Genomic DNA, 25,871 nt, shown 5'->3' with positions numbered 1-25,871 from the left:
CGTCAGACACTCAGGCGCGGCGCACCGCCTCCAGAAAGGCCGAAATCAGGCCGGGGTCCTTTATCCCCGGGCCGCGCTCCACGCCAGAGGAAACGTCCGCGAACGGTGCGCCGGAGAGCCGCAGGGCTACGCCGACATTCCAAGGATCGAGGCCGCCCGCGAGGAGGTAGGGCCGCGCGAAGCGACGTCCAGCGAGAATCGTCCAGTCGAAGGAAGAGCCGAGCCCGCCCGGCATCGCGGCGTCCGCGGGCGGCTTTGCGTCGAACATCAGGTGGTCGACCACGGTCTCGAACGCCCGGGCGGCTTCCAGGTCGGCGGACTCCGAGACCGGCAGGGCCTTGATCACCCCGACCCCCGCCCGCGCGGCGATCTCGCGGGCCCGGGAGGGCGTCTCCTTGCCGTGCAGCTGGATGAGGTCCGGCGCCAGCGTGGTCGTCAGCCGATCGACCAGATCATCATCGGGATCGACCGTCACGGCCACGATCGTCGCCTTGCCACGGGCGGGCGGCGCCAAACGGGCGGCGGCGTCCGGCTCCACATAGCGGGGACTGGCCGGAAAGAAGTTGAACCCGAGGAAGGCCGCGCCGCCGTCGAGGGCGGCGGCCACCGTCTCAGGCGTGGACAGGCCGCAGATCTTGACCCCGGCCATCAGGCCTTCTTGGCGCCCGCGACGGGCTTCGCGGCGGGCGGCGTGCCCTGCGCCTTGAGCAGATCGCGAATCTCGGCCAGCAGCGCCTCGGTCGGCGGCGGGGCCGCGGGTTTGGCCGGTTCGACGGGCTTTTCGCGGCGGGCCGCATTGATCGCCTTGACCAACACGAACACGGACATGGCGACGATCAGAAACTGGATGACGGTGTTGATGAACGCGCCGTAGCCGATCGCGACCTTTTCGATCGCCTCGGTGGCCGGATTCTCGGGGCGCAAAACCCACTCGAGCTTGGAGAAGTCGATCCCGCCCGTGATCAGACCGATCGGGGGCATAACCACCTGATCGACTAGGCTTTTGACGATCGCGCCGAACGAGCCGCCGATGATCACGCCGACGGCGAGATCGACCACGTTGCCGCGGGCGATGAACTCGCGGAATTCCTTGAACACGCTCATGGCGACCTTCCGTGGACTAGTCGGCGTTCAGCCGCTCGCGCAGTTCCTTGCCGCTCTTGAAGAAAGGCACATGCTTGCCCTTGACCGACACGGGCTCGCCCGTTCGCGGATTGCGTCCGGCGCGGGCGGGACGGGAGCGGACCGAGAAGGCGCCGAAGCCACGCAGCTCGACACGACCGCCGCCTTCGAGCGCAACGGTCATCTTTTCCAGGATCACACCGACCACGCGCTCAATGTCGCGTTGCGTCAGATGCGGATTCTCGGCGGCGAGCATCGCGATCAGCTCGGACTTGATCATTTCGCTTCCCCGGCCCCGACTTCGGCCGTTGGACCTTTGCCCAATCATTCCTGAGTCTTCAAGAGGTTGTCGGCCAAAGACCGCTCAAGTGCGCGCAACCTTTCAGCGGTGGGCGCCGATTGGACTGAAATCGGGCCCCGGAATTCACGGGCGAGCCGGGTCGGTCCGGATGCCCCGCATGCCCACATACGAAAACGGCGGCCGGGGAAACCCCGGCCGCCGAATGACTTCGTTAGCGGTGAAGGTCGAAGGTTAGTCCTTCGAGGCCTTTTCGCGCAGGGCCGCGCCGAGGATGTCCCCCAGCGAGGCGCCGGAGTCCGAGGACCCGAACTGCTCGATGGCTTCCTTCTCTTCGGCCATTTCCAGCGACTTGATCGAGACGGACACCCGACGGGCGGCCTTGTCGATGTTGGTCACCTGGGCGTCCACGCGGTCGCCGACGGCGTAGCGCTCGGGGCGCTGCTCCTGGCGGTCGCGCGACAGGTCCGACTTGCGGATGAAGGCCGTCATTGGCGCGTCGTCTTCGCCGAACTTGACCTCGATGCCGCCCGTGGTGACCTCGGTCACCGTGACGGTCACCGTCTGACCCTTGCGGAAGGTGTCGCCGGTCATCGGATCGCCGCCCAGCTGCTTGACGCCGAGGCTGATGCGTTCCTTCTCGACGTCGACGTCGAGGACCTTGGCCTTGATCATGTCGCCCTTCTTGAACTTCGCCATGGCTTCTTCGCCAGACGCGTTCCAGTCGAGGTCGGACAGGTGGACCATGCCGTCGATGTCGCCGTCCAGGCCGACGAACAGGCCGAACTCGGTGGCGTTCTTGACTTCGCCCTCGACGGTCGAGCCGATCGGGTGCGCCGACAGGAAGGCGTCCCACGGGTTCGCCATGGCCTGCTTGAGGCCCAGCGACACGCGGCGCTTGGAGCTGTCGACGTCGAGCACGATGACGTCCACTTCCTGCGAGGTGGAGACGATCTTGCCAGGGTGGACGTTCTTCTTGGTCCAGGACATTTCCGAGACGTGGACCAGGCCTTCAACGCCGGCTTCCAGCTCAACAAACGCGCCGTAGTCGGTGATGTTGGTGATGCGGCCGGTGTATTTGGCGCCGACCGGGTACTTGGCTTCAACGCCATCCCACGGATCGGACTGCAGCTGCTTCATGCCGAGGCTGATGCGCTGGGTGTCCGGGTTGATCTTGATGATCTGCACCTTGACGGTGTCGCCGACCGCCAGGACCTGCGACGGATGCGAGACGCGCTTCCAGCTCATGTCGGTGACGTGCAGCAGGCCGTCGATGCCGCCCAGGTCCACGAACGCACCGTAGTCGGTGATGTTCTTGACCACGCCTTCGCGGACTTCGCCCTCGAGCAGCTGGCTGACCAGTTCGGTGCGCTGTTCGGCGCGGGCTTCTTCCAGGATGGCGCGACGCGAGACGACGATGTTGCCGCGCGGACGGTCCATCTTGAGGATGGCGAAGGGCTGTTCCTTGCCCATCAGCGGACCGACGTCGCGGACCGGACGGATGTCGACCTGCGAACCCGGCAGGAAGGCGCTCGCGCCGCCCAGGTCGACGGTGAAGCCGCCCTTCACGCGACCGACGATGGAGCCCATGACCGGCTCCTGCTTGGCGAACACCACTTCGAGGCGGGTCCAGGCTTCTTCGCGCTTGGCCTTTTCACGGCTGATGACCGCTTCGCCCAGGGCGTTCTCGAGGCGCTCGAGGAAGACTTCGACGTCGTCGCCGATCTTCAGCGTGGGCTTGCCGGCGTCGTCGACGCCGAATTCCTTGATCAGGATGCGGCCCTCGGTCTTGAGGCCCACGTCGATGATGGCGAAGTCCTTTTCGATGCCCACGACCTTGCCCTTGATGACAGTGCCTTCGGCGAAGTCGCCGCCGGCGCCGCCCATCGAGGCGTCAAGGAGGGCCGCGAAATCGTCGCGGCTGGGGTTCAGGCTCATATCGTCGGCCATTGGGTGTTTCAGTCTCTTGGTTGCGGATCGCGGACAGGCGGCGGGATGCCGGCGGAGTCCGGGCGGTCCATGGGTTTCAGGTGGATTTGTGCGCCCGCGGCCGTTCGGGTCGGCGCGTTGGATTAGCCTTTGGCGGTTTCCCGCCGGCTGCGCGCCGCCTCGACGATACGGCGGGCCGCATCGAAGGCCGCGTCTATAGTCATTTCGGTCGTGTCGAGCAAGACCGCGTCGGGCGCGGCCACCATCGGCGAGTCGGCGCGGGCCGAGTCGCGGGCGTCGCGCGTATGGATGTCCGCGAGGATCTCCTCGTAGGTGACCGCCTCGCCCTGGCCGACCAGCTGCTTCCAGCGGCGCGTCGCACGGGCCTCGGGCGTGGCCGTCACATAGAGCTTGGCCGGGGCGTCCGGGGCGATGACGGTGCCGATGTCCCGGCCATCAATCACCGCGCCAGGTTCCTGCAGGGCGAACGTGCGCTGGAAGTCCCGCAGCACCCGGCGGACCGGCGTGTAGATGGCCACGCGGCTGGCCGCCTCGCCGGCGGCGCGGGTGCGCACGACGGGCCCCTCGAGCTCGGATGGCTCCAGCGATCGGGCAGCGGCCGTGGCGGCGGCCTCGTCCGACAGATCGCCCCCCTCGGACAGCACCTTCATGCCCACCGCGCGATAGAGCAGGCCGGAGTCCAGCACGGGAAAGCCGTAGAGCGCGCCCAGCCTGACGGCGATCGTGCCCTTGCCGGAGGCCGCCGGGCCGTCGACGGCGATTGTGAAGCCCATCCCTCAGTCCTCCGCGATGTCGGCGCCGAGGCCGCGCATCATGTCGGCGAAGGTCGGGAAGCTGGTGGCGATCATGCCCGGCTGGTCAGCGCGGACCGGTTCGCGAGCGGCGAGGCCGAGGATCAGATGGCTCATGGCGATGCGGTGATCGCCATGGGTCTCGACCAGGCCGCCGCCGCGCGGCGTCTCTCCCGATCCATGGACGATGAAGCCCTCGGGTTCTTCCTCGACATCGACGCCGCAGGATTCGAGGCCCGCCGCCATCAGGGCGATACGGTCGCTTTCCTTGACCCGCATTTCGCCCACGCCGCGCATCACCGTGTCGCCGGTCGCGAACGCTGCGGCGATGGCGAGGATCGGATACTCGTCGATCATGCTGGGCGCGCGGCCCGGCGGCACGACGACGCCTCGCAGGGTCGAATGGCGGGCGGTGATGTCGCCGACCTCCTCGCCGCTGGCGTCACGACGGTTGCTGATGGTCAGATCCGCGCCCATCTCGCGCAGTGTGTCGAACAGACCGGTCCGCTGCGGATTGAGCATGACACCCGTCACCGTGACCTCCGAGCCCGGCGTGATCAGGGCCGCGACGATAGGGAAGGCCGCCGACGACGGGTCGCCCGGCACCGCTACATGACTGCCGGCCAGTTTCGCGCCCGGCTGCAGGGTGATGACCCGGCGATCGTTGTGATCGGTCATGGTAACCGTGGCCCCGAAGGCGCGCAGCATCCGTTCCGTATGGTCCCTCGTCGCCTCGGGCTCGACGACCGTCACCGGTCCATCGGCCTGCAGGCCGGCCAGCAACACCGCCGACTTCACCTGGGCCGAGGCCATCGGCAGGGTGTAGTCGAGTCCCGCAAGGGTCCCGCCCCGCAACGTCAGGGGAAGGCGCCCGCCGTCTCGCGCCAGCCAGGTCGCGCCCATGCGGCCAAGGGGCTCCAGCACGCGACCCATTGGGCGCTTTCGCAGGGAACCGTCCCCGGTAAACGTGGCAGTGATCGGATAGCCCGCCATGGCGCCCATGATCAGCCGTACGCCCGTGCCGGCGTTGCCGCAGTCAATGATGTCGGCCGGTTCCGAAAATCCGCCCTGCCCGTCGACGGTCCAGGCGCCCTCGCCTGTCCGGACCACGGTCGCGCCGAAGGCCCGCATGGCGCGGGCCGTCGCCAGGACGTCATCGCCCTCCAGCAACCCCTCGATCGTCGTGCGGCCCGTCGCCATGGCGCCGAGGATCAGCGCGCGGTGCGAAATCGACTTGTCGCCGGGGACCTGGACGGTTCCTGTGAGGGGCGCGCCGGGGCGGGCCGAAAGCACGGCGGCGGTCATGCCGGGCGCAAGCTCCTGAAAGGCTTTGGAAAGGCGGGGATTGCTTTTGACAGCGCCCCCGCCCCGTGGCAAGTGAGCCGCCGCTTCCGCACCAAGACCTACGAGGATCGCCCCTTGGCCAATCCGGAACTGGGCGCAAAACAGATTTGCCCCAATTGCCAATCCAAATTCTACGATCTGGGCCGCCGCCCGGCTGCCTGCCCCAAATGCGGCGAGACCTTCGATCCCGAAGAGGCCGTCCGTAACCGTCGGGTTCGCGCCCGCACGGCCGTGCCGGACTACGAGGACGCCGAAGACAAGCCCGTCAAGGCGGTCGATCCCGATGCCGACGGCTTCGAGGAAGAACCCGATCAGACGCCGGAAATCGACGACGAGGCCGCGGTCGAGCCGATCGAGACCGATGAGGAATCCGATGACCCCGTCGTGGCGCCCGCGCCTGCCGACGATCTGGGCGTCGATTTCGCCGAAGATGAAGAGCTGGCCGACGACGAAGAAGCCGACGGCGTGCCCTTCCTCGAGGACGAGGATGACGATGACTTCCCGGAGGACGAAATCGACGGTCTGCCGGGTGAAGACGACACCGAGGACCGTTGATCGGAAAAACCGATAAGCGGTACTTGATCGGCGAGGGATGACGGCCTAGAACCGCGCCCTCGCCGCCGGCCCGCCGGATGCGGGAAACCCGAGACCTCGGGGCTTTAGCTCAGCTGGTAGAGCGCTTGCATGGCATGCAAGAGGTCAGCGGTTCGACTCCGCTAAGCTCCACCAATGAAAGCCCGCCGGTAACCCCGGCGGGCTTTCGCCTTTTCAGGCCCTGGTCAGCGCGCCGCGCCGCGCATCAGGCGGCCGGCCGCCGCGATCAGGACGGCGTTGATCGCCATCGCGCCGCAGGACAGCGACAGCATCATGACCGGCGTCGGGGCCAAGGTCGGCGTGATGGCCAGGCTCCAGGGCAGACCGAGCAGCTGTGCGGGCTCGACGGCGACCGGATCGACCGGGCCGGCGAAGCCGAACAGGCCGAGCGCCGCGACGCCGGCCGAAATAAGCGCGATCAGACAGTAGAGGATGCTCGCGACCGCGAACACGCGTGAGGCGCGCTCCCGCCCGACGGACGCGTCGGACATCGGATGCATTGCCAAAGTCATGGTGCGTTTTCCCTTCAGAGTCGGCCCGGCGTCTGAAAGCGCCAGTTTCCGATTTTTGGCGAATTTCGCCTCGAAACCACCGTCACCCGGCGGGCGGCAGAGCGATTTCGCCTGAAAGGTGCGCCTTTCCGGTTCAAAATTCAATCAAATGGGGAATTGTCCGAAATTCCGGAAAATGGTCGGTCGCCATTTTCGACCGGGCCAACCTCGACCTGGCCCTCGACCGACGCAATTGTCGCCGATGGATTCCCGCGGGACTGGTCATGACCGACTTGCGGCGCGGGCGATCAATCGCCACCTGTTCCTCAATGCCGTTCGACGGACGCCTTCGGGGCCGGCGGACGGGAGTCGCTTGTGCGAGGACTCCTGGACCCATGACGATACGACCCGTGCTTTTCGACAGCCCCTTCCTGCTGGGCTTCGACCATACCCGCGCCCTGATCGAACGGGCCGCCAAGGCCGCCGCCGAAGGCTATCCGCCCTACAATGTTGAAGCCCGCGAAGACGGCGAGGTGCGAATCACCCTGGCCGTGGCCGGGTTCTCGCCGGACCAGCTGGAGATCCAGGTCGAGGGCAACCAGCTGACTGTCGCCGGACGCCGTGGCGACGGGGCCGAGGGGCCGGACAAGGCCTATCTGCATCGTGGCATCGCGGCCCGGGGCTTCGTCCGCACGTTCGTGCTCGCGGACGGCATGGCGGTGCAGGGCGCCCTGCTCGAGCACGGCCTGCTGCACGTCGATCTGATCCGCCCCGAGCCCGAGCGACTGATTCAGCGGATCCCGATCCGCACGGCTGATTAGACCCTGTAACCCGATCGCGGGCCGGCCGGCTGAACCGGCGGCCGTTCACCGCGTTCATTCTGTGAAGGAGGTGGTCCCATGACACCCCAATTGCTTACCAAGGAAGCCTTTGCCGCCCTCGGCGGCCCCGACCTGGTCTATGTCCGGCCGGTCACCGCGGCGGAAATCATCGCCGACACGCCGGTCGCCGCGCTCACCGGATTTGACCTCAAGCCCGAGCAGACCCTGTACGCCGTCCACCGCGCCGACGGCGAGCGGCTGGCCGTGCTCGGCGACCGTGATTCAGCAATGGCCGCCGCCCTGGCGCACGAGCTCGCGCCCGTCTCGGTCCACTAGGTTCAATCGACATTCAACCGATCTGACGTCATGGCCCGACTTGCTCGGGCCATGACGGATATATTTGAGCAGCGCAGCGCGGGGCATCGGCCTTTGCAGGACTTGATGTCGATTGGCCCCGGGAAGGGCTCAGGCCGCCGTCGACTGGGGCTCGCGGGCCAGCAGGGCGTGGATCGCCTCGCCGGTCCGCGCCAGACGAAGCTGCTGACGCAGCTCGCGTTGACGCAGGAGACGCGAGACCCGAGCCAGGGTCCGCAAGTGTTCCGTGTCGGACTCCAGCGGCGCGAACAGGGCGAACACCAGATCCACGGGCTGGTCGTCCACCGACTCGAACGGAGTCGGCTGGTCCAGACGCATGAACACACCCCGCATGCGGGTCAGGCCTGGCAGGCGTGCGTGAGGCACGGCTACGCCATGGCCCACGCCCGTCGACCCGGCCGCCTCGCGCTCGAGCAGGGCGTCCAGCACCTGATCGGCATCGAAGCCGAAATTGCGGGCGGCGATATCGGCGACAGCCGACAGAACCTGACGCTTGCCGCTGGCTCCGGCGCGCGGCGCAATGGCGCGCGTCTCCAGCAGATCTCCAATATTCATTCGCTCAGAACTCGCGAAAATCAGACCGGTTGCCGAAGGGCTGGCCGCGCCGTGTCAGGCGACTACCCGCTTTCCGTTTCCGCTCTGTGACTGTGTGCGTTCAGGATCGATCCAGCCGATATTTCCGTCCGGACGCCGATACACCACGGACAATCCCCCGTGGGCGGCATTCCTGAACACGATTGTGCGAGATTCGGTCAAGTCCAGTTCCATGACCGCCATCGAAACGGTCATTGTTTTCAGCGCCTCCTCGGACTCGGCGATGATCATGCCGGTCGGCGGCGCATGGTCGTCCACGCCGTCCCATTCATCGACGTCGTCGTCCGAGGCCTTCAGGACATAAAACGCGGCGGTTTCGTCGCGGCGGGCCTCGGCCTGGACCGAGTGGCTCTTGAGTCGTCGCTTGTAACGGCGGACCCGCTTTTCAATCTTGTCCAGCGCCGTGCTGAAGGCGGCGTGGGCGTCGCCGGCCTCGCCATGGCTTTGCAACATCTGTCCGGAATTCAAGCGGATCGAACAATCCACCCGAAAGGCATAGCCCTCCTTGGAGACCACGACATCGGCGGAACCGCCGCGATCGAAGTACTTGCTGATGGTGGTGGTGAGGTCGTCCGAAACCCGCGTGCGCAGGGCTTCCCCGACGTCGACATGCTTGCCGGATACGTGCACTTGCATGGCAATAGAACGCGCCTGACGGACATAGGTGTCAAGCGATCGACGGCCGGCTCGCTTTCTTGTGAGCGAATGGCGTCACGACAGTCCGGCGACCCGCGCGAGGTGATTGACGAACGCCACGGCCACATTCCAGCCGAGCGCCACCAGAGCGATGCTCAGCCCCGTGATGGCGTAGCCGATCAGAGCAAGAACGCCGTCGCGCTGGACCAGGGCGAGACCGAACACAGCGATGGCCGCGCCCGGCGCCATGTTGCCCAGCCAGATCGGCAGGAGCAGGACCAGCGCCAGAAGAGTCACCGTCAGGCCTATGACCCGGTCACCGACCGGCCCGAACAGGAACACCAGCCGCGGCGCGGAGACTTTTTCGATACGCTCGAGGATCGGAACCAGTTTGCGCAGGGCCCCGGCCAGCCTGGCGCGCTCCATCTGCTTCCCGTCGACGAACCGGGGCAGCCACGGCCGGTGAATCCCGAGCGCGATCTGGGGGCCGAAGAACAGCAGCGGCGCGGCGAGAAAGGTCGACGACCCCGGCGGCAACGGCAGCCAGTTGGGCGCGGCGAAGATGAACAGCAGCGCGCCGAAGGATCGCCGGCCGAGGCGATGCACGATCTCGCCGACCGTCACCGTCGCAGACGGGTCGTCGGCGATGTCGATCAGCAGCTCGGAGAGCGGTCGGCGACGGTCAACGGGATCCATGGGCGGGCTCTGCATCGGGTGCGAAACGCGCGAGCCCCTGATCGGTCTCGCGCATCACACCGCCGCGCGTAGCATCCGTCTGCGTTCAACGGATGACGGAATTCGCATCGCCTCGCGGTATTTTGCGACGGTACGGCGGGCGATATCGACGCCCGCCTCCTTCAGGATGTCGACAATGGCGTCGTCGGAATGGACGTCAGCCTCCGCGCGTTCCGCGTCGATCAGCTGGCGGATCTTGTGCCGCACGGACTCGGCCGAGTGCGCCTCGCCGCCCGAGGATGAGGCGATCGACGAAGTGAAGAAGAACTTCAGCTCGAACACGCCGCGCGGGGTGGCGATGTACTTGTTCGAGGTGACCCGGCTGACGGTGCTCTCGTGCATGCCGATGGCGTCGGCGACGGTCTTCAGGTTCAGCGGCCGCAGGTGCTCGACCCCGTGGGCCAGGAAGCCGTCCTGCTGCCGGACGATCTCGCTCGACACCTTCAGAATCGTGCGGGCCCGCTGGTCCAGACTCTTCACCAGCCAGTTGGCGCTGGCCAGGCAATCCTGGACGAAGGTCTTTTCCTGATCCGTCCATGCGCCGCCGGCGACTTTCGCGTGGTAGCGACGGTCGATCAGCACCTTGGGCAGGGTGTCGGTATTGAGTTCGACGTTCCACAGGCCGCCGGCGCCCTCACGCACGAATACGTCCGGCACCACCGGCTGAGACGGCTCACCGCCAAAGGCCGCGCCCGGGCGGGGCGTCAGGGCCTTCAGCTCACTGATCATCTCTCGCAGGTCTTCGTCGTCGACGCCGCAGGCCTTGCGCAGCCCGCTCATGTCGCGGCGCGCCAGCAGCTCGAGATTGTCGAGCAGCGCGGCCATTGCCGGATCGAACCGGTTACGGTCCCTGAGCTGGATCGCCAGGCATTCACGCACGTCGCGGGCCATGATTCCGACGGGCTCAAAGCCCTGCAGGACGGCCAGGACCTCTTCAATGAAGTCCAGCTCGCAGCCCAGGCGGTCGGACATGTCGACCAGATCGGCGCGCATATAGCCGCCGTCGTCGACCGCATCGATAAGGACGGCGGCCACGACCCGCTGGGGCTCGCTCAGGCGGGCCACGGCGAGCTGGTCGTGCAGGTGTTCACTGAGGGTCTTGTCGCGGGTCAGACGCCCTTCAAGGCTGTCCTCCCCCTCGAACGTCGCGCCGCGGCCGGCGCGAGACCAGTCGATGTCGCCGCCGGCCTGGCCCGGTTCGCGGGTGTCGGCGTCGCCCGCGTCGCGCTCGCCGGGCGAAAGATCGGAAGGGCCGGCATCCATGTCCGCCTGGGCCGCGCCGTCGGGCACCTGGTCAGCGGAATAGTCGGGCGTCTCGGTGCGGACCTGTTCGGTCTCCGGCTCGTTGTCGCGGTCATCGCGCTGCAGCAACGGATTCCGCTCAAGCTCGCCCTCGACATAGGCCTCGAGCTCGAGGTTCGTCAGCTGCAGCAGCTTGATCGCCTGCTGCAGTTGCGGCGTGATGACGAGGCCCTGGCCCTGTCTCAGCTCAAGTCTTGGACCGAGCGCCACGCGCTTCCCCCACCCGTTCAAACCAACCGGAGGACAGCTTCGCAGGCGGACAGTTAACGCGGCCCTTAAGCGGCGCGGTTCTTGCAGGTCGCCGGAACGGCGGGTTCAGGTGAACCGGTCGCCCAGGTAGACGCGGCGGACGTCGGGATTGTCGACGATCTCCTGCGGCGCGCCTTCGAACAAAACCTCGCCCGCGTGAATGATCGAGGCGCGGTCGATGATGTCGAGCGTCTCGCGCACATTGTGGTCGGTGATCAGGATGCCGATGCCGCGGCCCTTCAGGTAGCCGATCACATCCCGGATGTCGGCGATGGCCAGGGGGTCGATGCCGGCGAACGGCTCGTCGAGCAGCATGAAGCTGGGCTCGCTGGCCAGGGCCCGGGCAATTTCCACGCGACGGCGCTCGCCACCCGACAGGGAAACGGCGGGCGCGGACTTCAGATGGCTGATGCGCAGTTCTTCAAGCAGGGCGGCGGTCGCATCGCGGGCGCGGCCGGTTTCCTTTTCACGCATCTCGACGACAGACAGGACGTTTTCCTCGACCGTCATGCCGCGAAAGATCGAGGCTTCCTGTGGCAGGTAGCCGAGGCCCATCCGCGCGCGCTGGTACATCGGCAGGGCGGTGATGTCGCGGCCGTCGAGCAGGATGGTCCCCTGGTCGACCGGGATCAGGCCGGTGATCATGTAGAAGCAGGTCGTCTTGCCGGCGCCGTTGGGGCCCAGCAGGCCGACGACCTCGCCCCGCTTGAGGCGCAGGCTCACGCCATGCACGACCTGTCGCTCGCCGAACGACTTGAACAGCCGGTCGACGACGAGACCTTCTCCGCTCTGGTCGAGGTCGGCCGCCACCTAGTTGGTGGTTCCCTGGTTGGGATAGAAGACGCCCCGAACGCGCCCGGCCTTGCCGCGGCCGGTGGCGCTCGATGACATCTGCGCCTGACCGGTGCGGGTATTGATGACCAGCCGATCACCGCGCACGACGCTCTTGCCCTGCACCACGATGACATTGCCGGACAGGGTGATCGTTTCGCCGGTGAAGGTGTAGACGGCATTGTCGGCCCGCACGGTGCGTTCCGGGGTCACGAAATAGACCTGACCGTCCGCTTCCATCCGTTCGCTGGCGCCGCAGCCATCGCCCTTCTTCTGGCTGTACATGCGCACGCTGTTCGCGCGCAGCCGCGTGCGGGCCTGAAGCGCCTCCACCGAGCCGCTCCAGGTCGACTGGCACTGACTCTGAATGACTTCAGACGAGTCCGCCGTGATGTCGATGGGCGCGCGCGGATCAAGCTGCGCCAGGGCGCCGCCCGCTCCGAACAGCACGCTGGCGGCGGCGATGGCCGCCCACTGAAATTTTGCAACCGCGCTCTGCATGCGCGCTCCCGACCTGTTCATGACCCGTCTTATTCCGGATTGACCCGCGTGCGAACCCTGCCTCGGAACTCGATGCGGTCGCCCTTGTCCTTGACGCTGTAGGAATCGGCCGAAACCTGGCCGACTGGACCATCGCCCTCGATCCCCCGCTGGCCTACAGCGGCGCCCGTGCGTGTGTCGATGGTGATGTCGTTGGAAGCAATCTTGTTGCCCAGGCCGTCGTCAATGCGCACCTCGCCGGTCAGGCGTAGCAGGCGGGTCTGCTCATCGTAGACGCCCATCCGCGCCATCAGCCGGCGCGGCGTGGCGGTTTCGGCGCCGACGACCATGATCGGCTCGATCAGGCTGACCCGGTTCGGCTGACGCTCGTCGCGGGCCGCCTGCTGGGCGCCGATCAGGAAACTCCGGCCGTCCTCGACCCGCCCCTGGAAGCGCGCGCCGACCATCCGGATGATCGGGTCGTCATTCTTGACCGGATGCGGCGCCTTGACGGCGCTGATGGTGACCATGACCGCGAGGCAAAGAGCGATTACCGCCATCAGGGCCGGCAGGGCGCGGCGCAGCACGGTGATCAGCGACAGGCGACGCTCCCACCGCGAGAAGGCGGCGTCGCGGTCGACCGGCGGTGTCACGAAATCTGCCGTTCCGCTCATGACCTGCTCAGCTGTGGGCGAAGATGTCGACGTCTTCCCAGCCGGCGAGGTCGAGCCGCGCGCGCTGGGGAAGAAAGTCGAAACAGGCCTGGGCCAGCCCGGCGCGGCCTTCGCGGTCGAGCATCGCCTGCAACCGGTTCATCACGCCGTGGAGATGCAGGACGTCGGAAGCGGCGTAAGCCAGCTGTTCGGGCGAAAGCACCGCCGCACCCCAGTCGGAGCTCTGCTGCGCCTTGCTCAGGTCGACGCCCATCAGTTCCTTGACCACGTCCTTGAGGCCGTGGCGATCAGTGTAGGTCCGGGCGAGCTTGGAGGCGATCTTGGTGCACCAGACGGGGTTGGTGGTGACCTTCAGATAGTGCTCGAACATGGCGATATCAAAGCGGCCGAAGTGGAAGATCTTCAGCACCGAGGGATCGGTCAGCAGGGCCTTCAGGTTCGGACAATCGTAGGTCGGCCGGTCCAGCCGCACGATATGGGCATTCCCGTCGCCGGCCGAGATCTGCACGACGCACAACGGGTCGCGCTGCAGGCTCAGCCCCATGGTTTCAGAGTCGATGGCGACCGAGGTCACGCCCGCGAACAGGCCTGCCGGAATATCACCTTCATGGAGATGGTTGGCCAAGGTCTGACCGCTCCTCAAGTTTCGCGTCTGTCACCGGACAGGGGGCTGTTCTGGTCGCCGGAGACAGGCCGCCCGCGCCGATGCGGTGCGCGCGCCGTCGCCGCGCCTCTTCATAGCGACAAATACGCAAGCGGGTCGCCAAATCCAGCGTCGCCGCGTGTTTTTGTCGTGAAAGTTCCTGCTGGGACAGGAATCAATGGTCACCTCGACTGACCGTGAACGAAGTTTAATTCAGATAACCGAAGTTTAACGCCGTTCGACCCGAAGACCCGGCTAGCCATTGTCTGAAGTGGTGGGTGGGCGATGCGTATCAGCGAGACGTCATCTGGAGCCGGGTTTTTGCGGGCTGACGGCGCCGGGCGTCGAAGCGCATCGGCGCTCGCGGAGATCCTGCGTGATCCCGCCTACTTCCCGGATCGCATCGACCCCGCTTCGGGCCTCATGCGCTTTGTCGCGACGAGCCGGGGTGTCCTGAACCACAGCAGTTTTCTTGACGGCCGCACCGCGCTCGGAACAAGCGCCTTCGTCGCCGACATCGAGGAGGTCGTGGCGCTGACCCCTGCGGCGGCGGATCCGGTGCGCTGGATCTTTCACACCGCATTCTGCGGCTCGACCCTGCTGGCCCGGATGTGCGACGTCCCTGGCAAGGTCCTGTGTCTGCGCGAACCGCAGGTGCTGGTCGACCTCGACTCCTGGCGGTCCCGGATCGGGGACGGCGAGTCGGCGCTGCTTTCCGCCGCCACGGCCGTGGTCATCGGCCATCTGGGCAAACTGCGTCTGGCCGATGAGACGCTGCTGATCAAGCCGTCGAACTGGATCAACGGCGCGCTGGACGACTTCCTTCAGCCTGCCCGGGGCGACCGGGCGATGGTGATCACCAGCGACCCGGCGGCTTTCCTTGTGGCGGTGCTTCGCGGTGGGCGACCGAGGATCGAGTACACGCTGCGTCTGGCCGACCATGTTCTGCAGTCCAGACCGGCCCTACAGGAGGCCGCTTCGCGCTACTTGCCGACCAGCGGCGAGCCGATGGTGCGGGCCCTGCGATTGGCGCTGCTGGTCCACTGGGCGCAACTCTGCCTGTTCGCGGCGCGGTTTCGGACGCCGGGAGAGACCCTGTACGCCGCCCGCCTCGACTATGATCGGCTGGTCGAGGACGGAAACGGCGCCCTGGCCTACGTCAGCGACCGCCTGTCGCTGGACCTGAGCGCCGCGGAAGTCACCGCGAGCGTGGCTCACAATCGTGGACGACACGCCAAGAACGCTGACGGCGAAATGGAATGGCGCGGCAATGCGGAGGCTGACCGGGCGGTGATCGGTCTCTACGGCCAGGCCCTCAAGGAGGCTCTGACCATCGTTCCTGTGCTGCGGGCGGCGAACCTGGAGATGGTCTCGTCACTGGCGGCGCCCCCTGGGGGGACGCAACGCGGGAGGTAAATCCGCGGTCCAGCCATCATCAATTCGGGATGAGTGGTGCCCAGGAGAGGACTCGAACCTCCACGGCCGTTAAGCCACTGGCACCTGAAGCCAGCGCGTCTACCAATTCCGCCACCTGGGCTCGCATACCTTTCCGGAACCCCGGATCAGCGCGAAGGCGAGCCTCATAGGGCGCCGCCCTCATGCGGTCAATGGTGCGTTGCGCATGAACCCCGGCTCGTCTATCCGGGCGCTATCGTACAAGGGAAAAGGCGTCGTCATGCGTGGGCTCGTCACCGTTTTCGGGGGAACCGGCTTTGTCGGCCGGCAGGTCGTGCGGTCGTTGGCCAGGGACGGCTGGCGGGTGCGCGTCGCCGCGCGCAACGTCGGACGCGGCTACCGGCTGCGCATGCTGGGCGACGTCGGACAGATCGAGGTGGTTCAGGCCAACGTCCGCGACGCCGCGTCGGTCGCCCGCGCGCTGGATGGCGCGGAAGCCTGCGTGAACCTCGTCGGTGTGCTCTATGAGAGCGGTCGCCAGGGCTTCGAGACCCTGCATACCGCCGGCGCCAGGGCCATCGCCGAGGCCGCCGCCGCACGAGGCGTCGCCCGATTCGTCCAGATCTCCGCCATCGGTGCGGATGCCGCCTCGCCGGCGAAGTACGCGCGTTCGAAGGCTGAAGGCGAGGCCGCCGTGCGCGCCGCCATTCCCTCGGCCGTGATCCTGCGTCCGTCGGTGGTGTTCGGACCGGAAGACGATTTCTTCAACCGCTTCGCCGCCATGGCCAATATCAGCCCAGCCCTGCCGCTGCCGGGCGGCGGCGCGACCCGCTTCCAGCCGGTCTACGTCGGCGATGTCGCCGCCGCGGTGGCGAAGGTGATCAGCGATCCCGCCTGCGCCGGAAAGACCTATGAACTGGGCGGCCCCGGCGTGTTCACGTTCCGCGAGTTGATGGCGTTCGTGCTGCGCGAGACCGGCAAGGCCCGGGTCCTGGCGCCGTTGCCCTGGCCGATCGCCGGCCTGGTCGGCAAGGTCGCGGCCCTGACAGCCATCGTCGGGATTCCGCCGGTGTTGACCGACGATCAGGTCGAGATGCTGCGCAGCGACAACGTCGTCGCCGACGGCGCCGACGGCCTCGAGACGCTCGGGATCACGCCGCGCAGTGTCGAGGCGATCGCCCCGACCTATCTCTATCGCTTCCGCAAGGGCGGCCAGTACGCGGCCGCCCCCGACGGGGCCTTCTGAACTAGGTCAGGTAGATCCAGGCCAGGCCCGCGCCGCCGACCAGGATCCGCCACCAGCCGAACGGCGCGAGGCCGCGTTTGCTCACGAAATCGAGCAGCACCTTCACGACCACGAGGCCCGAGAGGAACGAGACGACAAAGCCGACGGCCAGAAGGCCGAGGTTGTCGCCCTGCATCAGGCTCTCGCGGCTTTCCCAGAAGTCCTTCGCAAACGCGCCGACCATGGTCGGGATGGCGAGGAAGAAGCTGAACTCGGCCGCCGCCCGCTTGTCGACGCCCAGCAGAACGCCGCCGACGATGGTCGCGCCGGACCGCGACACACCCGGGATCATCGCCAGACACTGGACAAGGCCGATGCCGAGCGAGGTCAGCAAGGGCAGCGTCATCGCATCGTGCTGCTTCGGCGCGGGGCTCCAGCGGTCGATGGCCAGCAGGACGACGCCGCCGATGATCAGCGACCAGCAGATCAGCTGCGGGCTGTCGAACAGCACCGTCTTGATGAAGTCATAGAGCAGGAAGCCGAACACCACGGCAGGCAGGAAGGCGACCAGCACCGACAGGGTGAAGCGTCGCGCCTCCGGTTTCGTCGGCAGGCCGATCAGCACCTTCCACAGGCGGCCGAAATACAGGGTCACTACCGCCAGGATCGCGCCGAGCTGGATCAGGACGATGAAGTCGTTCCACGCCTGGCCCTGAAGCCCGAGCGCCAGCTTGGCGAGCAGAAGATGTCCCGTCGACGAGACGGGGATGAACTCGGTGAGCCCTTCGACAATCCCGAGAATGACGGCGGCCAGGAGATCGCTCATGAGAGCCCTTTTTGGATATTGTCTACAAACGAGACTAAAGTTGCAGCGGCGGAGGCGGTTTGACGCTCGGGCAGTCCGGATTCATCCCAAAACCGGTCCTAAAAGTAGACGACCGCATTTTCATGCGCTTTCCAACCCGTAGAACCCGACTGGAACATTGTTTTTCTTCATGAAGGCTGGAGCACGGCATGGCCGAGCGGATGCTGAAATTCACGACCATCGACCGCCGCACTCCGGAAAAGCGGGAGGCGCGGACGCGCGACCGCGACTTCCATGAAATCTATGCCGACTTTATCGACGCGAAGGCCGCAGAACAGGCCTCCCGCTGTTCACAGTGCGGCGTCCCCTTCTGCCAGACCCACTGCCCGCTGCACAACAACATCCCCGACTGGCTGCGGATGACCGCGGCCGGCCGGCTGGAAGAGGCCTATCAACTCTCTCAGGCGACCAATTCCATGCCCGAGATCTGCGGTCGCATCTGCCCGCAGGACCGCCTGTGCGAAGGCAACTGCGTCATCGAACAGTCGGGCCACGGCACGGTCACGATCGGCGCGGTGGAGCGATACCTCAGCGACAAGGCCTGGGAAGAGGGCTGGGTGAAGCCGCTCGTTTCCCGGGCCACGCTGGGGCAGTCGGTCGGCATCGTCGGCGCCGGACCCGCCGGCCTCGCCGCCGCCGAGGTGCTGCGTGAGCTGGGCTACGCCGTCACCGTCTATGATCGCCACGACCGGGCCGGCGGCCTGCTGATCTACGGCATCCCCGGCTTCAAGCTGGAGAAGGACGTCGTCGAGCGTCGCACGCGGCGGCTGGCCGAGGGCGGCATCGTGTTCAGGCTGAACTTCGAGGTCGGCCGCGACGCCACCCTGCCCCAACTGCGTGAGCGCCATGACGCGGTGCTGCTGGCCACGGGCGTCTATGCCGCGCGTGAGCTGGAAATGCCCGGAACCGGATCCCGCGGCGTGGTCCCCGCGCTGGACTACCTGATCGCATCGAACCGCAACGGCATGGGCGACGTGGTCGCTGACTTCGAGTCCGGCGCGCTCGACGCCGAAGGCAAGGACGTCGTCGTCGTCGGCGGCGGCGACACGGCCATGGACTGTGTCCGCACCGCGATCCGTCAGGGCGCGAAGTCGGTCACCTGCCTCTACCGTCGCGACAAGGAAAACATGCCGGGCTCCCTGCGCGAGGTCGCCAACGCCGAGGAAGAGGGTGTTGTTTTCGAATGGCTGGCCGCCCCGCGCGGCCTGCTTGGCGGCGCCGAGGGCGTCACCGGCGTACGCGCGGTCCGCATGCGCCTTGGCCCGCCGGACAGCTCGGGTCGTCGCGCGCCGGAAGCCGTCGACGGCTCGGACTTCGACCTGCCGGCCCAGCTGGTGATCAAGGCGCTCGGCTTTGACCCCGAAGACCTGCCCACGACCCTCTCGGCGCCGGACCTTTCGGTCAGCCGCTGGGGCACGGTGAAGATCGACCGCAGGACCCAGGCCGCCAGTCTCGACGGCGTGTTCGCCGCCGGCGACATCGCCCGGGGCGCCTCGCTGGTGGTCTGGGCCATCCGCGACGGCCGCGACGCCGCCGACTCCATCCACAGCTACCTGCGCGCGAAGGCGGACTCTCCCGCCCTCGTCGCGGCCGAGTGACCGACATGAGCGCCGAACTCACCCGCTACCTCGCCAACCGTCAGCTGCTGATCGACGGTCACGCCTATGACCCAACGTCGGAGCGCGACAACTGCGGCGTCGGCCTGGTCTGCGCGATCGACGGCAAGCCGCGCCGCGAGGTGGTCGAGCTGGCCATCAAGGCGCTGAAGGCCGTCTGGCACCGGGGCGCGGTCGACGCCGACGGCAAGACCGGCGACGGCGCCGGCATCCTGCTGTCCGTGCCGCAGGACTTCTTCATCGACCAGGTGCGCAACACCGGCCACAAGCTGCGTCCCGGCGCCATCGCCGTGGGCCAGATCTTCCTGCCGCGCACAGACCTCGGCGCCCAGGAAGCCGCGCGGACGATCGTCGAAAGCGAGGCGCTGCGCTTCGGCTTCTACATCTACGGCTGGCGCCAGGTGCCGGTCGACACCTCGGTGATCGGCGAAAAGGCCAACGCCACCCGGCCCGAGATCGAGCAGATCATGCTCTCGCCGCCGGCGGGCCTCGAAGGCGAGGCGCTCGAGCGCGCCCTGTTCCTCTGCCGCAAGCGGATCGAGAAGAAGGTGGCCGCCTCGGCGATCAACGACTTCTACATCTGCTCGCTGTCGGCCCGGTCGCTGATCTACAAGGGCATGTTCCTCGCCCAGAACATCGACGACTTCTATCCCGACCTGCGGGACGACCGGTTCGCCGCGGCCGTGGCCATCTTCCACCAGCGCTATTCGACCAACACCTTCCCCCAGTGGCGGCTGGCCCAGCCGTTCCGGATGCTGGCCCACAACGGCGAGATCAACACGCTGAAGGGCAACACCAACTGGATGAAGAGCCATGAGATCCGCATGGCCGCCCAGGCCTTCGGTGAATTCGGCGACGACATCAAACCGGTCATCCAGCCGAGCGGGTCGGACTCCGCAGCGCTGGACAACACCTTCGAGGTGCTGGTCCGCGCCGGCCGCGACGCACCGATGGCCAAGGCCCTGCTGATCCCCGAAGCCTGGGCCAGCAAGAACGACGAGCAGATGAAGCCCGAACACCGGGCGCTCTACTCCTACTGCAACGCCGTGATGGAGCCCTGGGACGGTCCGGCCGCCCTGTGCGCCACCGACGGCCGCTGGGTCGTGGCCGGCAAGGACCGCAATGGCCTTCGCCCCCTCCGCGTGGCCTACACCGACGACGGCCTGGTCATCATGGGCTCGGAAGCGGGCATGTGCGGGGTTGCCGAGGAGCGGATCGTCCGTAAGCTGAACATCTCGCCGGGGCGGATGATCGCCATCGATCTCGTGGAAGGCCGACTCTATGACGAGGAGGCGATCATTGACCGGCTGGCCGAGGCGCACCCCTACACCGACTGGCTCGGCAACATGGTCAATCTGGAGGAGCGGATCGCGCCGGGACCCGAGCCGCGCCGCTGCCATGGCGAGGAACTGGCGCGCCGCCAGGCCGCCGCCGGGATGACGCTGGAAGACCTCGAGCTGGTGCTCGCGCCGATGGTCGAGGACGGCAAGGAGGCCGTCGGCTCGATGGGCGACGACACGCCGCTGGCCGTGCTGTCCGACAACTACCGGCCGCTGAGCCACTTCTTCCGCCAGAACTTCAGCCAGGTGACCAACCCGCCGATCGACCCGCTCCGCGAGACGGGGGTCATGAGCCTGAAGACCCGCTTCAAGAACCTCGGCAACATCCTCGTCGAGGATGAGGCCCAGACCGACGTCTATGTGCTGGAAAGCCCTGTCCTGACGACCGGCATGTACGAGCGGATCCTGGGCTACATCGGCGACAAGGCGCTGGCGGTCATCGACTGCACCATGCCGATCCCGGCCGACGAGGCGCGGCCCGGCGACGCCCTGCGGGCCAATCTCGACCGGGTTCGCGCCGAAGCCGAGGACGCCGCCCTGCGCGGCTGCGCCACCATCGTCCTGACCGACGAGCACAGCGGCCAGGGCCGGGTCGCCCTGCCGATGATCCTCGCGACCGGCGGCGTCCACGCCCACCTGGTGGAACGCGGACTGCGCTCCTACGTCTCGATCATCGTGCGCTCGGCCGAGTGCATGGACACCCACTATTTCGCCGTGCTGGTCGGCGTCGGGGCCACGGCGGTCAATGCCTGGCTGGCGCAGGAGAGTTTCCAGGACCGGCTCGACCGGGGCCTGCTGGGCGACATGACGCTCCGGCAGACCTGCCTGAACTTCAAGACGTCCATCGAGCAGGGCCTGCTGAAAATCATCTCCAAGATGGGCATCGCGGTGATCTCGTCCTACCGCGGTGGCTACAACTTCGAGGCCGTCGGCCTGTCGCGATCGCTGGTTGCAGAGTTCTTCCCCGGCATGCCGTCGCGCATCTCCGGCATCGGCTTCGCCGGTCTGGAGAAGCGGGCCGTCGAGCTGCACCAGCGCGCCTGGGACCCGGCCTTCGTCGCCCTGCCCGTCGGCGGCTTCTACAAGGCTCGCCGGTCGGGCGAAGCGCACGCCTTCGAGGCGCGCATGATCCATACGCTGCAACACGCCTGCGATACCGGGGACTATGAGTCCTACAAGCGCTTCTCGGACGGCATGCGGTCCCTGCCGCAGATCCAGCTGCGCGACCTGCTCGACTGGCGTAGCGACCGCAAGCCGCTGATCCCGGACGACGTCGAGAGCGTCAACGAGATCCGCAAGCGCTTCCTGACGCCGGGCATGAGCCTGGGCGCGCTCGGCCCGGAAGCGCACGGCGCGCTGAACATCGCCATGAACCGCATCGGCGCCAAGTCGGTCAGCGGTGAAGGCGGCGAGGATCGCGCCCGCTATCGCCCTCTGCCGAACGGCGACAATCCCAACAGCGCGGTCAAGCAGGTCGCCTCCGGCCGGTTCGGCGTCACCGCCGAATACCTGAACGAATGCCGCGAGATCGAGATCAAGGTCGCCCAGGGCGCCAAGCCCGGCGAGGGCGGCCAGCTGCCCGGCTTCAAGGTCACCGAGATGATCGCGCGGCTGCGTCACGCCACGCCTGGCGTGATGCTGATCAGTCCGCCGCCACACCACGACATCTACTCGATCGAGGATCTGGCCCAGCTCATCTACGACCTGAAGCAGATCAATCCCGACGCCCGGGTGACTGTGAAGCTGGTGTCGATGACAGGCATCGGCGCCATCGCGGCCGGCGTGGCCAAGGCCAAGGCCGACGTGATCCTGATCTCCGGCAACGTCGGCGGCACAGGGGCCAGCCCGCAGACCTCGATCAAGTACGCCGGATCGCCCTGGGAGATGGGCCTTTCCGAGGCCAACCAGGTTTTGACGCTGAACAACCTGCGTCACTCCGTCCGCCTACGGACGGATGGCGGTATCCGTACCGGCCGTGACGTGGTCATCGCCGCCATGCTGGGCGCCGAGGAATTCGGGATCGGCACGGCCAGCCTGATCGCCATGGGCTGCATCATGGTGCGGCAGTGTCATTCGAACACCTGTCCGGTGGGCGTCTGCACCCAGGATGAGGCCCTGCGCGCGCGCTTCACCGGCACGCCGGACAAGGTCGTGAACCTGTTCACCTTCATCGCCGAGGAGGTGCGCGGCATCCTCGCCGACCTCGGCTTCCGCTCGATCCAGGAGATCGTCGGCCGCACCGATCTGCTGACCCAGGTCAGCCGCGGCGGCGAACACCTCGACGATCTCGATCTCAACCCGCTGCTGGTCCGCGCCGATCCGGGGAGCAACAAGCCCTACTGCACGGTCGAGGGTCGCAACGAGGTGCCGGATACCCTGGACGCCCAGATCGTGCGCGACGCGGCGCCCCTGCTCCAGCGCGGCGAGAAGATGCAGCTGACCTACACCGTGCGAAACACCGCCCGGGCCATCGGCGCGCGGATCTCCAGCCACATCACCCGCAAGTTCGGCATGAGCGCCCTGCCCTCGGGCCACCTGACCGTCGAACTGAAGGGGTCGGCCGGCCAGAGTCTCGGAGCCTTCGCGGTCCGTGGGCTGCGCATCGTCCTGACCGGCGAGTCGAACGACTATGTCGGCAAGGGCCTCTCCGGGGCGACCATCGTGGTGCGGCCCTCGCCCCACCTGGTCTCGCCGGAGTCCAACGTCATCATCGGCAACACCTGTCTCTATGGCGCGACGGCCGGAAAGCTGTTCGCGGCCGGTCAGGCCGGCGAGCGGTTCGCCGTGCGCAACTCCGGGGCCGTCACCGTGGTCGAGGGCTGCGGCGCCAATGGCTGCGAATACATGACCGGCGGGGCGGCGGTGATCCTCGGCTCCACGGGCGGCAACTTCGGCGCGGGCATGACCGGGGGGATGGCCTATGTCCTCGACCTGGCGGGCCGGTTTGAGGGACGGGTCAACACCGACAGCGTCATCGTCCAGCGCCTCGCCTCGCCGCATTGGGAAGAACAGCTCCGCAAGCTGATCGGCGAGCATGCCCATGAGACAGGCTCCGCCTTCGCCAGAAGTATCCTGCGCGACTGGGACCGCATGCGCTGCCAGTTCTGGCAGGTCTGCCCGAAAGAGATGGTCGGACGCCTCGATCATCCGCTTCAGGCGGATGAAGCCGCGGTCGAACGAGCCTAGAGCGGCGGCGCCTCTCCGATGTAGCGGGCGCGGGGGCGGATCAGCGTGCCCGTCTGCACCTGCTCGACGGCATGGGCGAGCCAGCCGGCGGTCCGCGCTACGGCGAACAGGGCGAACGGCGCGTCTGACGGCAGACCGAACCGCGCACAGAGGGCGGTGACCGCGAAATCGACGTTGGCCGCCTCGCCAGTCATGGTCTCCACGGCCGTCTGCAGCGCCGCGTACTCCGTCGGCGGATCGAAGGTCGCCAGGAGGGCGGCGGCACGTGGATCGCCGTCCGGATAGAGCGGATGGCCAAATCCCGGCGTCGGTCCCGCGCGGGCGATGCGGCCGGCGACCGTCGCCTCTGCGCCGATGCGGCGAGACTCCTCCACGAGGTTGATCACCCGTCCGGCCATGCCGCCATGCAAGGGTCCCGACAGGGCGCAGAGACCGGACAACGCCGATGCCGCCAGTGAAGCACCTGTGCTTGCCGTGACCCGCGCGGCGAAGGTCGAGGCGTTCAGCTCGTGGTCGGCCAGCAGCACCAGTTGCCGCCGGATGAAGTCCGCCGCGTCGGGCCGGCCCCAGGCCTCCGCGATGCGCCGGTGGATCGGCCCCTCGCCCGGCCCGCCCGCTGCGGCGTCCGCCACCAGATCCAGCAGTCCCACGGCCTCCACCGCCAGGGCCAACGCCGCGCGACCGCGAGACGGCGGATCCTGGCCGGCCCGGTTAGACAGGGCGTTGAACAGGCGCTCTCGCAGGGAGGCGCCGGCCGCCGCCATGGGCGCCGGGGCGATCTTTAGCGCCGCGCCATGACCGCCCCGCAGCAGGCGGGCGACCGATTCCAGCGTCTCCGTTTCCGCCAATACGACCGCGTCGCGTCCCCGGTAGAACAGCCGTCCGCCGGCGACCGTGGTGATCGCCGACGCCAGCACGGGCTCGCCCCAGGCGATGGCCCCGGCCGCGACTTCCGATGCCTTGCGGCCGCGCTTCTTGCGCTCGGCCAGGCCGTCGACGTCAGCCAGACGATAGCGGCTGCGGCGCGGGTCCGCCGGGTCGGGCCGGGCCTCGATCCGGCCCCGGCTGACATAGGCGTAGAGCGTCTGCGACCGAACCCCCAGCCGCTCCAACGCCTCCTCGGCGGATATCCAGTCGCGGTCCATGGCCACATATTGATTATATTGATCAAGATTGACGATAGCACGATCCGGGCGGATTTGTCTCCCCGTGAAAAGGAGACAAGACATGAGTGACGGACTGGAAGGCGTGATCGCCGCCAACACGGTGCTGTCGGATGTGGACGGACTCGCCGGCCACCTGATCATCCGCGGCTACAGCCTCGACGACCTCGCGGGACGGACCCGCTTCGAGGACGTCGCCCACCTGCTGTTCGACGGCTTCTTCGATGACATGCCGTCGGACCTGACCGCCGCGCTCGGCGCCGCGAGGGTCGCGGTCTTCGCCGAGACGGCCGCGCTAGACGCCGGCCTGCTCAAACTGACGCCGGTCGAGGCCATGCGCGCCCTGACGGCCCGGCTGGCCGACGGCGACGGCCTGGACACCGCCCTGAAGCTTCTGGCCGCGCCGGCCGTGTTCATCCCCGCCGTCGTGCGCGCCCAGGCCGGCCAGTCGTTGGTCCCACCGGATGCCTCGCTGCGACACAGCGCCGACATCCTGCGCATGCTGCGCGGTCGCCCCGCCAGTGAAGCTGAGGCCGACGCGCTGGACGCCTATCTGGTGACCGTCAGCGATCACGGGCTCAACGCCTCGACGTTCGCGGCCCGGGTCGTGTCATCGACCCAGGCGGGCCTGACCTCGGCCGTTCTGGCCGGCATCTCGGCGCTGAAAGGCCCGCTTCACGGCGGCGCGCCCGGCCCGGTGATCGACATGCTCGACGGCATCGGCCGGCCGGAGAATGCCCGCGCCTGGCTGGAGGCGGCGCTGGACCGGGGCGAGCGACTGATGGGCTTCGGCCACCGCGTCTACCGCGTCCGCGATCCCCGCGCCGACGTGCTCAAGGCGGCCGTGCGGCGCATGAGCGAGGGCTCAAACGTCCTGCCCGGACGCGTCGCCTTCGCCGAAGCGGTCGAGAAGGCCGCCCTCGCCATCCTCAAGGACCGCAAACCCGACCGGCCGCTGGACATCAACGTCGAGTTCTACACGGCGCTGCTGCTGGAGGCCCTCGCCTTCCCGCCCTCGACCTTCACCGGCGTGTTCGCGATGGGCCGGGTGGCCGGGTGGATCGCCCACGCCCGCGAGCAGCTGGTTGGCGGACGCCTGATCCGCCCGGCGTCGCACTACATCGGCCCGCAGCCACGCCAGGCCGCCTGAA

General features: G+C 67.5%; 25 protein-coding genes and 2 tRNA genes. 9 read left to right on the top strand and 18 right to left on the bottom strand.

What is annotated here, in order from left to right:
• Positions 1–10: 10 nt before the first annotated feature.
• The 6 genes from ACODSL_RS13500 to aroA form a co-directional block, all read right to left on the bottom strand.
• Positions 11–649: a phosphoribosylanthranilate isomerase gene (locus ACODSL_RS13500; protein WP_488901214.1), complete on the bottom strand. Its 639-nt coding sequence runs from the start codon at positions 647–649 to the stop codon at positions 11–13.
• Positions 649–1,104, bottom strand: coding sequence for a large-conductance mechanosensitive channel protein MscL (mscL, locus tag ACODSL_RS13495; RefSeq protein ID WP_488901213.1), 456 nt, complete (start codon positions 1,102–1,104; stop codon positions 649–651). The genes ACODSL_RS13500 and mscL overlap by 1 nt, the downstream gene beginning before the upstream one ends.
• A gap of 16 nt (positions 1,105–1,120) precedes the next feature.
• Complete coding sequence (locus ACODSL_RS13490; RefSeq protein ID WP_488901212.1) at positions 1,121–1,402, bottom strand: integration host factor subunit beta; 282 nt, start codon at positions 1,400–1,402, stop codon at positions 1,121–1,123.
• 252 nt (positions 1,403–1,654) lie between these two features.
• On the bottom strand, positions 1,655–3,370 hold the full coding sequence (rpsA, locus tag ACODSL_RS13485; RefSeq protein WP_488901211.1) for a 30S ribosomal protein S1: 1,716 nt from the start codon (positions 3,368–3,370) through the stop codon (positions 1,655–1,657).
• A 122-nt stretch (positions 3,371–3,492) separates the two neighbouring features.
• The gene (cmk, locus tag ACODSL_RS13480) at positions 3,493–4,143 is read right to left on the bottom strand and encodes a (d)CMP kinase (protein ID WP_488901210.1); all 651 of its coding nucleotides are present in this window, start codon (positions 4,141–4,143) and stop codon (positions 3,493–3,495) included.
• 3 nt (positions 4,144–4,146) lie between these two features.
• Positions 4,147–5,466 carry a 3-phosphoshikimate 1-carboxyvinyltransferase gene (gene aroA, locus ACODSL_RS13475; RefSeq protein WP_488901209.1) on the bottom strand — a complete coding sequence of 440 codons (1,320 nt, stop codon included), beginning with the start codon at positions 5,464–5,466 and terminating at the stop codon, positions 4,147–4,149.
• A 114-nt stretch (positions 5,467–5,580) separates the two neighbouring features.
• Here aroA and ACODSL_RS13470 point away from each other — a divergent pair, with 114 nt between their 5' ends.
• Both ACODSL_RS13470 and ACODSL_RS13465 read left to right on the top strand, forming a co-directional pair.
• Positions 5,581–6,060: a TIGR02300 family protein gene (locus ACODSL_RS13470; protein ID WP_488901471.1), complete on the top strand. Its 480-nt coding sequence runs from the start codon at positions 5,581–5,583 to the stop codon at positions 6,058–6,060.
• 98 nt (positions 6,061–6,158) lie between these two features.
• Positions 6,159–6,234, top strand: a tRNA-Ala gene (locus ACODSL_RS13465).
• 50 nt (positions 6,235–6,284) lie between these two features.
• Here ACODSL_RS13465 and ACODSL_RS13460 read toward each other — a convergent pair.
• Complete coding sequence (locus tag ACODSL_RS13460; protein ID WP_488901208.1) at positions 6,285–6,590, bottom strand: hypothetical protein; 306 nt, start codon at positions 6,588–6,590, stop codon at positions 6,285–6,287.
• 395 nt (positions 6,591–6,985) lie between these two features.
• Here ACODSL_RS13460 and ACODSL_RS13455 point away from each other — a divergent pair, with 395 nt between their 5' ends.
• Complete coding sequence (locus tag ACODSL_RS13455; protein ID WP_488901207.1) at positions 6,986–7,411, top strand: Hsp20 family protein; 426 nt, start codon at positions 6,986–6,988, stop codon at positions 7,409–7,411.
• Positions 7,412–7,489: 78 nt separating this feature from the next.
• Positions 7,490–7,747, top strand: coding sequence for a DUF1150 family protein (locus ACODSL_RS13450; protein ID WP_488901206.1), 258 nt, complete (start codon positions 7,490–7,492; stop codon positions 7,745–7,747).
• A 129-nt stretch (positions 7,748–7,876) separates the two neighbouring features.
• On the opposite strand, the gene ACODSL_RS13445 is transcribed toward ACODSL_RS13450, so the two are convergent.
• From ACODSL_RS13445 to ACODSL_RS13410, 8 genes are all read right to left on the bottom strand, one after another.
• Positions 7,877–8,341: a PTS sugar transporter subunit IIA gene (locus tag ACODSL_RS13445; RefSeq protein WP_488901205.1), complete on the bottom strand. Its 465-nt coding sequence runs from the start codon at positions 8,339–8,341 to the stop codon at positions 7,877–7,879.
• Positions 8,342–8,395: 54 nt separating this feature from the next.
• Entirely contained in the window at positions 8,396–9,016 is a 621-nt protein-coding gene (gene hpf / locus ACODSL_RS13440; protein ID WP_488901204.1) for a ribosome hibernation-promoting factor, HPF/YfiA family, read from the bottom strand.
• A 75-nt stretch (positions 9,017–9,091) separates the two neighbouring features.
• A complete protein-coding gene (locus tag ACODSL_RS13435; RefSeq protein ID WP_488901203.1) occupies positions 9,092–9,712 on the bottom strand; it encodes an exopolysaccharide biosynthesis protein in 621 nt (206 codons plus the stop codon).
• Positions 9,713–9,766: 54 nt separating this feature from the next.
• The gene (gene rpoN / locus ACODSL_RS13430; RefSeq protein ID WP_488901202.1) at positions 9,767–11,263 is read right to left on the bottom strand and encodes an RNA polymerase factor sigma-54; all 1,497 of its coding nucleotides are present in this window, start codon (positions 11,261–11,263) and stop codon (positions 9,767–9,769) included.
• Between the two features lie 105 nt (positions 11,264–11,368).
• Complete coding sequence (lptB, locus tag ACODSL_RS13425) at positions 11,369–12,112, bottom strand: LPS export ABC transporter ATP-binding protein (RefSeq protein WP_488901201.1); 744 nt, start codon at positions 12,110–12,112, stop codon at positions 11,369–11,371.
• Entirely contained in the window at positions 12,113–12,634 is a 522-nt protein-coding gene (locus tag ACODSL_RS13420; RefSeq protein ID WP_488901200.1) for an LptA/OstA family protein, read from the bottom strand.
• Positions 12,635–12,663: 29 nt separating this feature from the next.
• Complete coding sequence (gene lptC, locus ACODSL_RS13415) at positions 12,664–13,287, bottom strand: LPS export ABC transporter periplasmic protein LptC (RefSeq protein ID WP_488901199.1); 624 nt, start codon at positions 13,285–13,287, stop codon at positions 12,664–12,666.
• A gap of 7 nt (positions 13,288–13,294) precedes the next feature.
• Positions 13,295–13,912, bottom strand: a complete 618-nt coding sequence (locus ACODSL_RS13410; protein ID WP_488901198.1) for a ribonuclease D — start codon at positions 13,910–13,912, stop codon at positions 13,295–13,297.
• A 339-nt stretch (positions 13,913–14,251) separates the two neighbouring features.
• Here ACODSL_RS13410 and ACODSL_RS13405 point away from each other — a divergent pair, with 339 nt between their 5' ends.
• Positions 14,252–15,346, top strand: a complete 1,095-nt coding sequence (locus tag ACODSL_RS13405; protein ID WP_488901197.1) for a hypothetical protein — start codon at positions 14,252–14,254, stop codon at positions 15,344–15,346.
• A 34-nt stretch (positions 15,347–15,380) separates the two neighbouring features.
• Here ACODSL_RS13405 and ACODSL_RS13400 read toward each other — a convergent pair.
• Positions 15,381–15,467, bottom strand: a tRNA-Leu gene (locus tag ACODSL_RS13400).
• A gap of 138 nt (positions 15,468–15,605) precedes the next feature.
• Here ACODSL_RS13400 and ACODSL_RS13395 point away from each other — a divergent pair.
• Positions 15,606–16,571 carry a complex I NDUFA9 subunit family protein gene (locus tag ACODSL_RS13395; protein WP_488901196.1) on the top strand — a complete coding sequence of 322 codons (966 nt, stop codon included), beginning with the start codon at positions 15,606–15,608 and terminating at the stop codon, positions 16,569–16,571.
• Between the two features lies 1 nt (position 16,572).
• Here ACODSL_RS13395 and ACODSL_RS13390 read toward each other — a convergent pair whose 3' ends face one another.
• Positions 16,573–17,376, bottom strand: a complete 804-nt coding sequence (locus ACODSL_RS13390) for an undecaprenyl-diphosphate phosphatase (protein WP_488901195.1) — start codon at positions 17,374–17,376, stop codon at positions 16,573–16,575.
• A gap of 188 nt (positions 17,377–17,564) precedes the next feature.
• On the opposite strand from ACODSL_RS13390, the gene ACODSL_RS13385 reads away from it, so the two are divergent.
• Positions 17,565–19,013 (top strand): NAD(P)-dependent oxidoreductase, encoded by a 1,449-nt coding sequence (locus tag ACODSL_RS13385; RefSeq protein ID WP_488901194.1) that lies wholly within the window; start codon positions 17,565–17,567, stop codon positions 19,011–19,013.
• A gap of 5 nt (positions 19,014–19,018) precedes the next feature.
• The gene (gene gltB, locus ACODSL_RS13380) at positions 19,019–23,557 is read left to right on the top strand and encodes a glutamate synthase large subunit (protein WP_488901193.1); all 4,539 of its coding nucleotides are present in this window, start codon (positions 19,019–19,021) and stop codon (positions 23,555–23,557) included.
• Here gltB and ACODSL_RS13375 read toward each other — a convergent pair.
• Positions 23,554–24,702 carry a citrate/2-methylcitrate synthase gene (locus ACODSL_RS13375; RefSeq protein ID WP_488901192.1) on the bottom strand — a complete coding sequence of 383 codons (1,149 nt, stop codon included), beginning with the start codon at positions 24,700–24,702 and terminating at the stop codon, positions 23,554–23,556. The two genes, gltB and ACODSL_RS13375, sit on opposite strands and share 4 nt — an antisense overlap.
• Before the next feature lie 82 nt (positions 24,703–24,784).
• Here ACODSL_RS13375 and ACODSL_RS13370 point away from each other — a divergent pair, with 82 nt between their 5' ends.
• Entirely contained in the window at positions 24,785–25,870 is a 1,086-nt protein-coding gene (locus ACODSL_RS13370) for a citrate synthase/methylcitrate synthase (RefSeq protein WP_488901191.1), read from the top strand.
• Position 25,871: the final 1 nt, after the last annotated feature.

Source organism: Caulobacter sp. FG121, from assembly GCF_057809815.1.
This window is presented reverse-complemented; position numbering and strand designations above follow the sequence as displayed.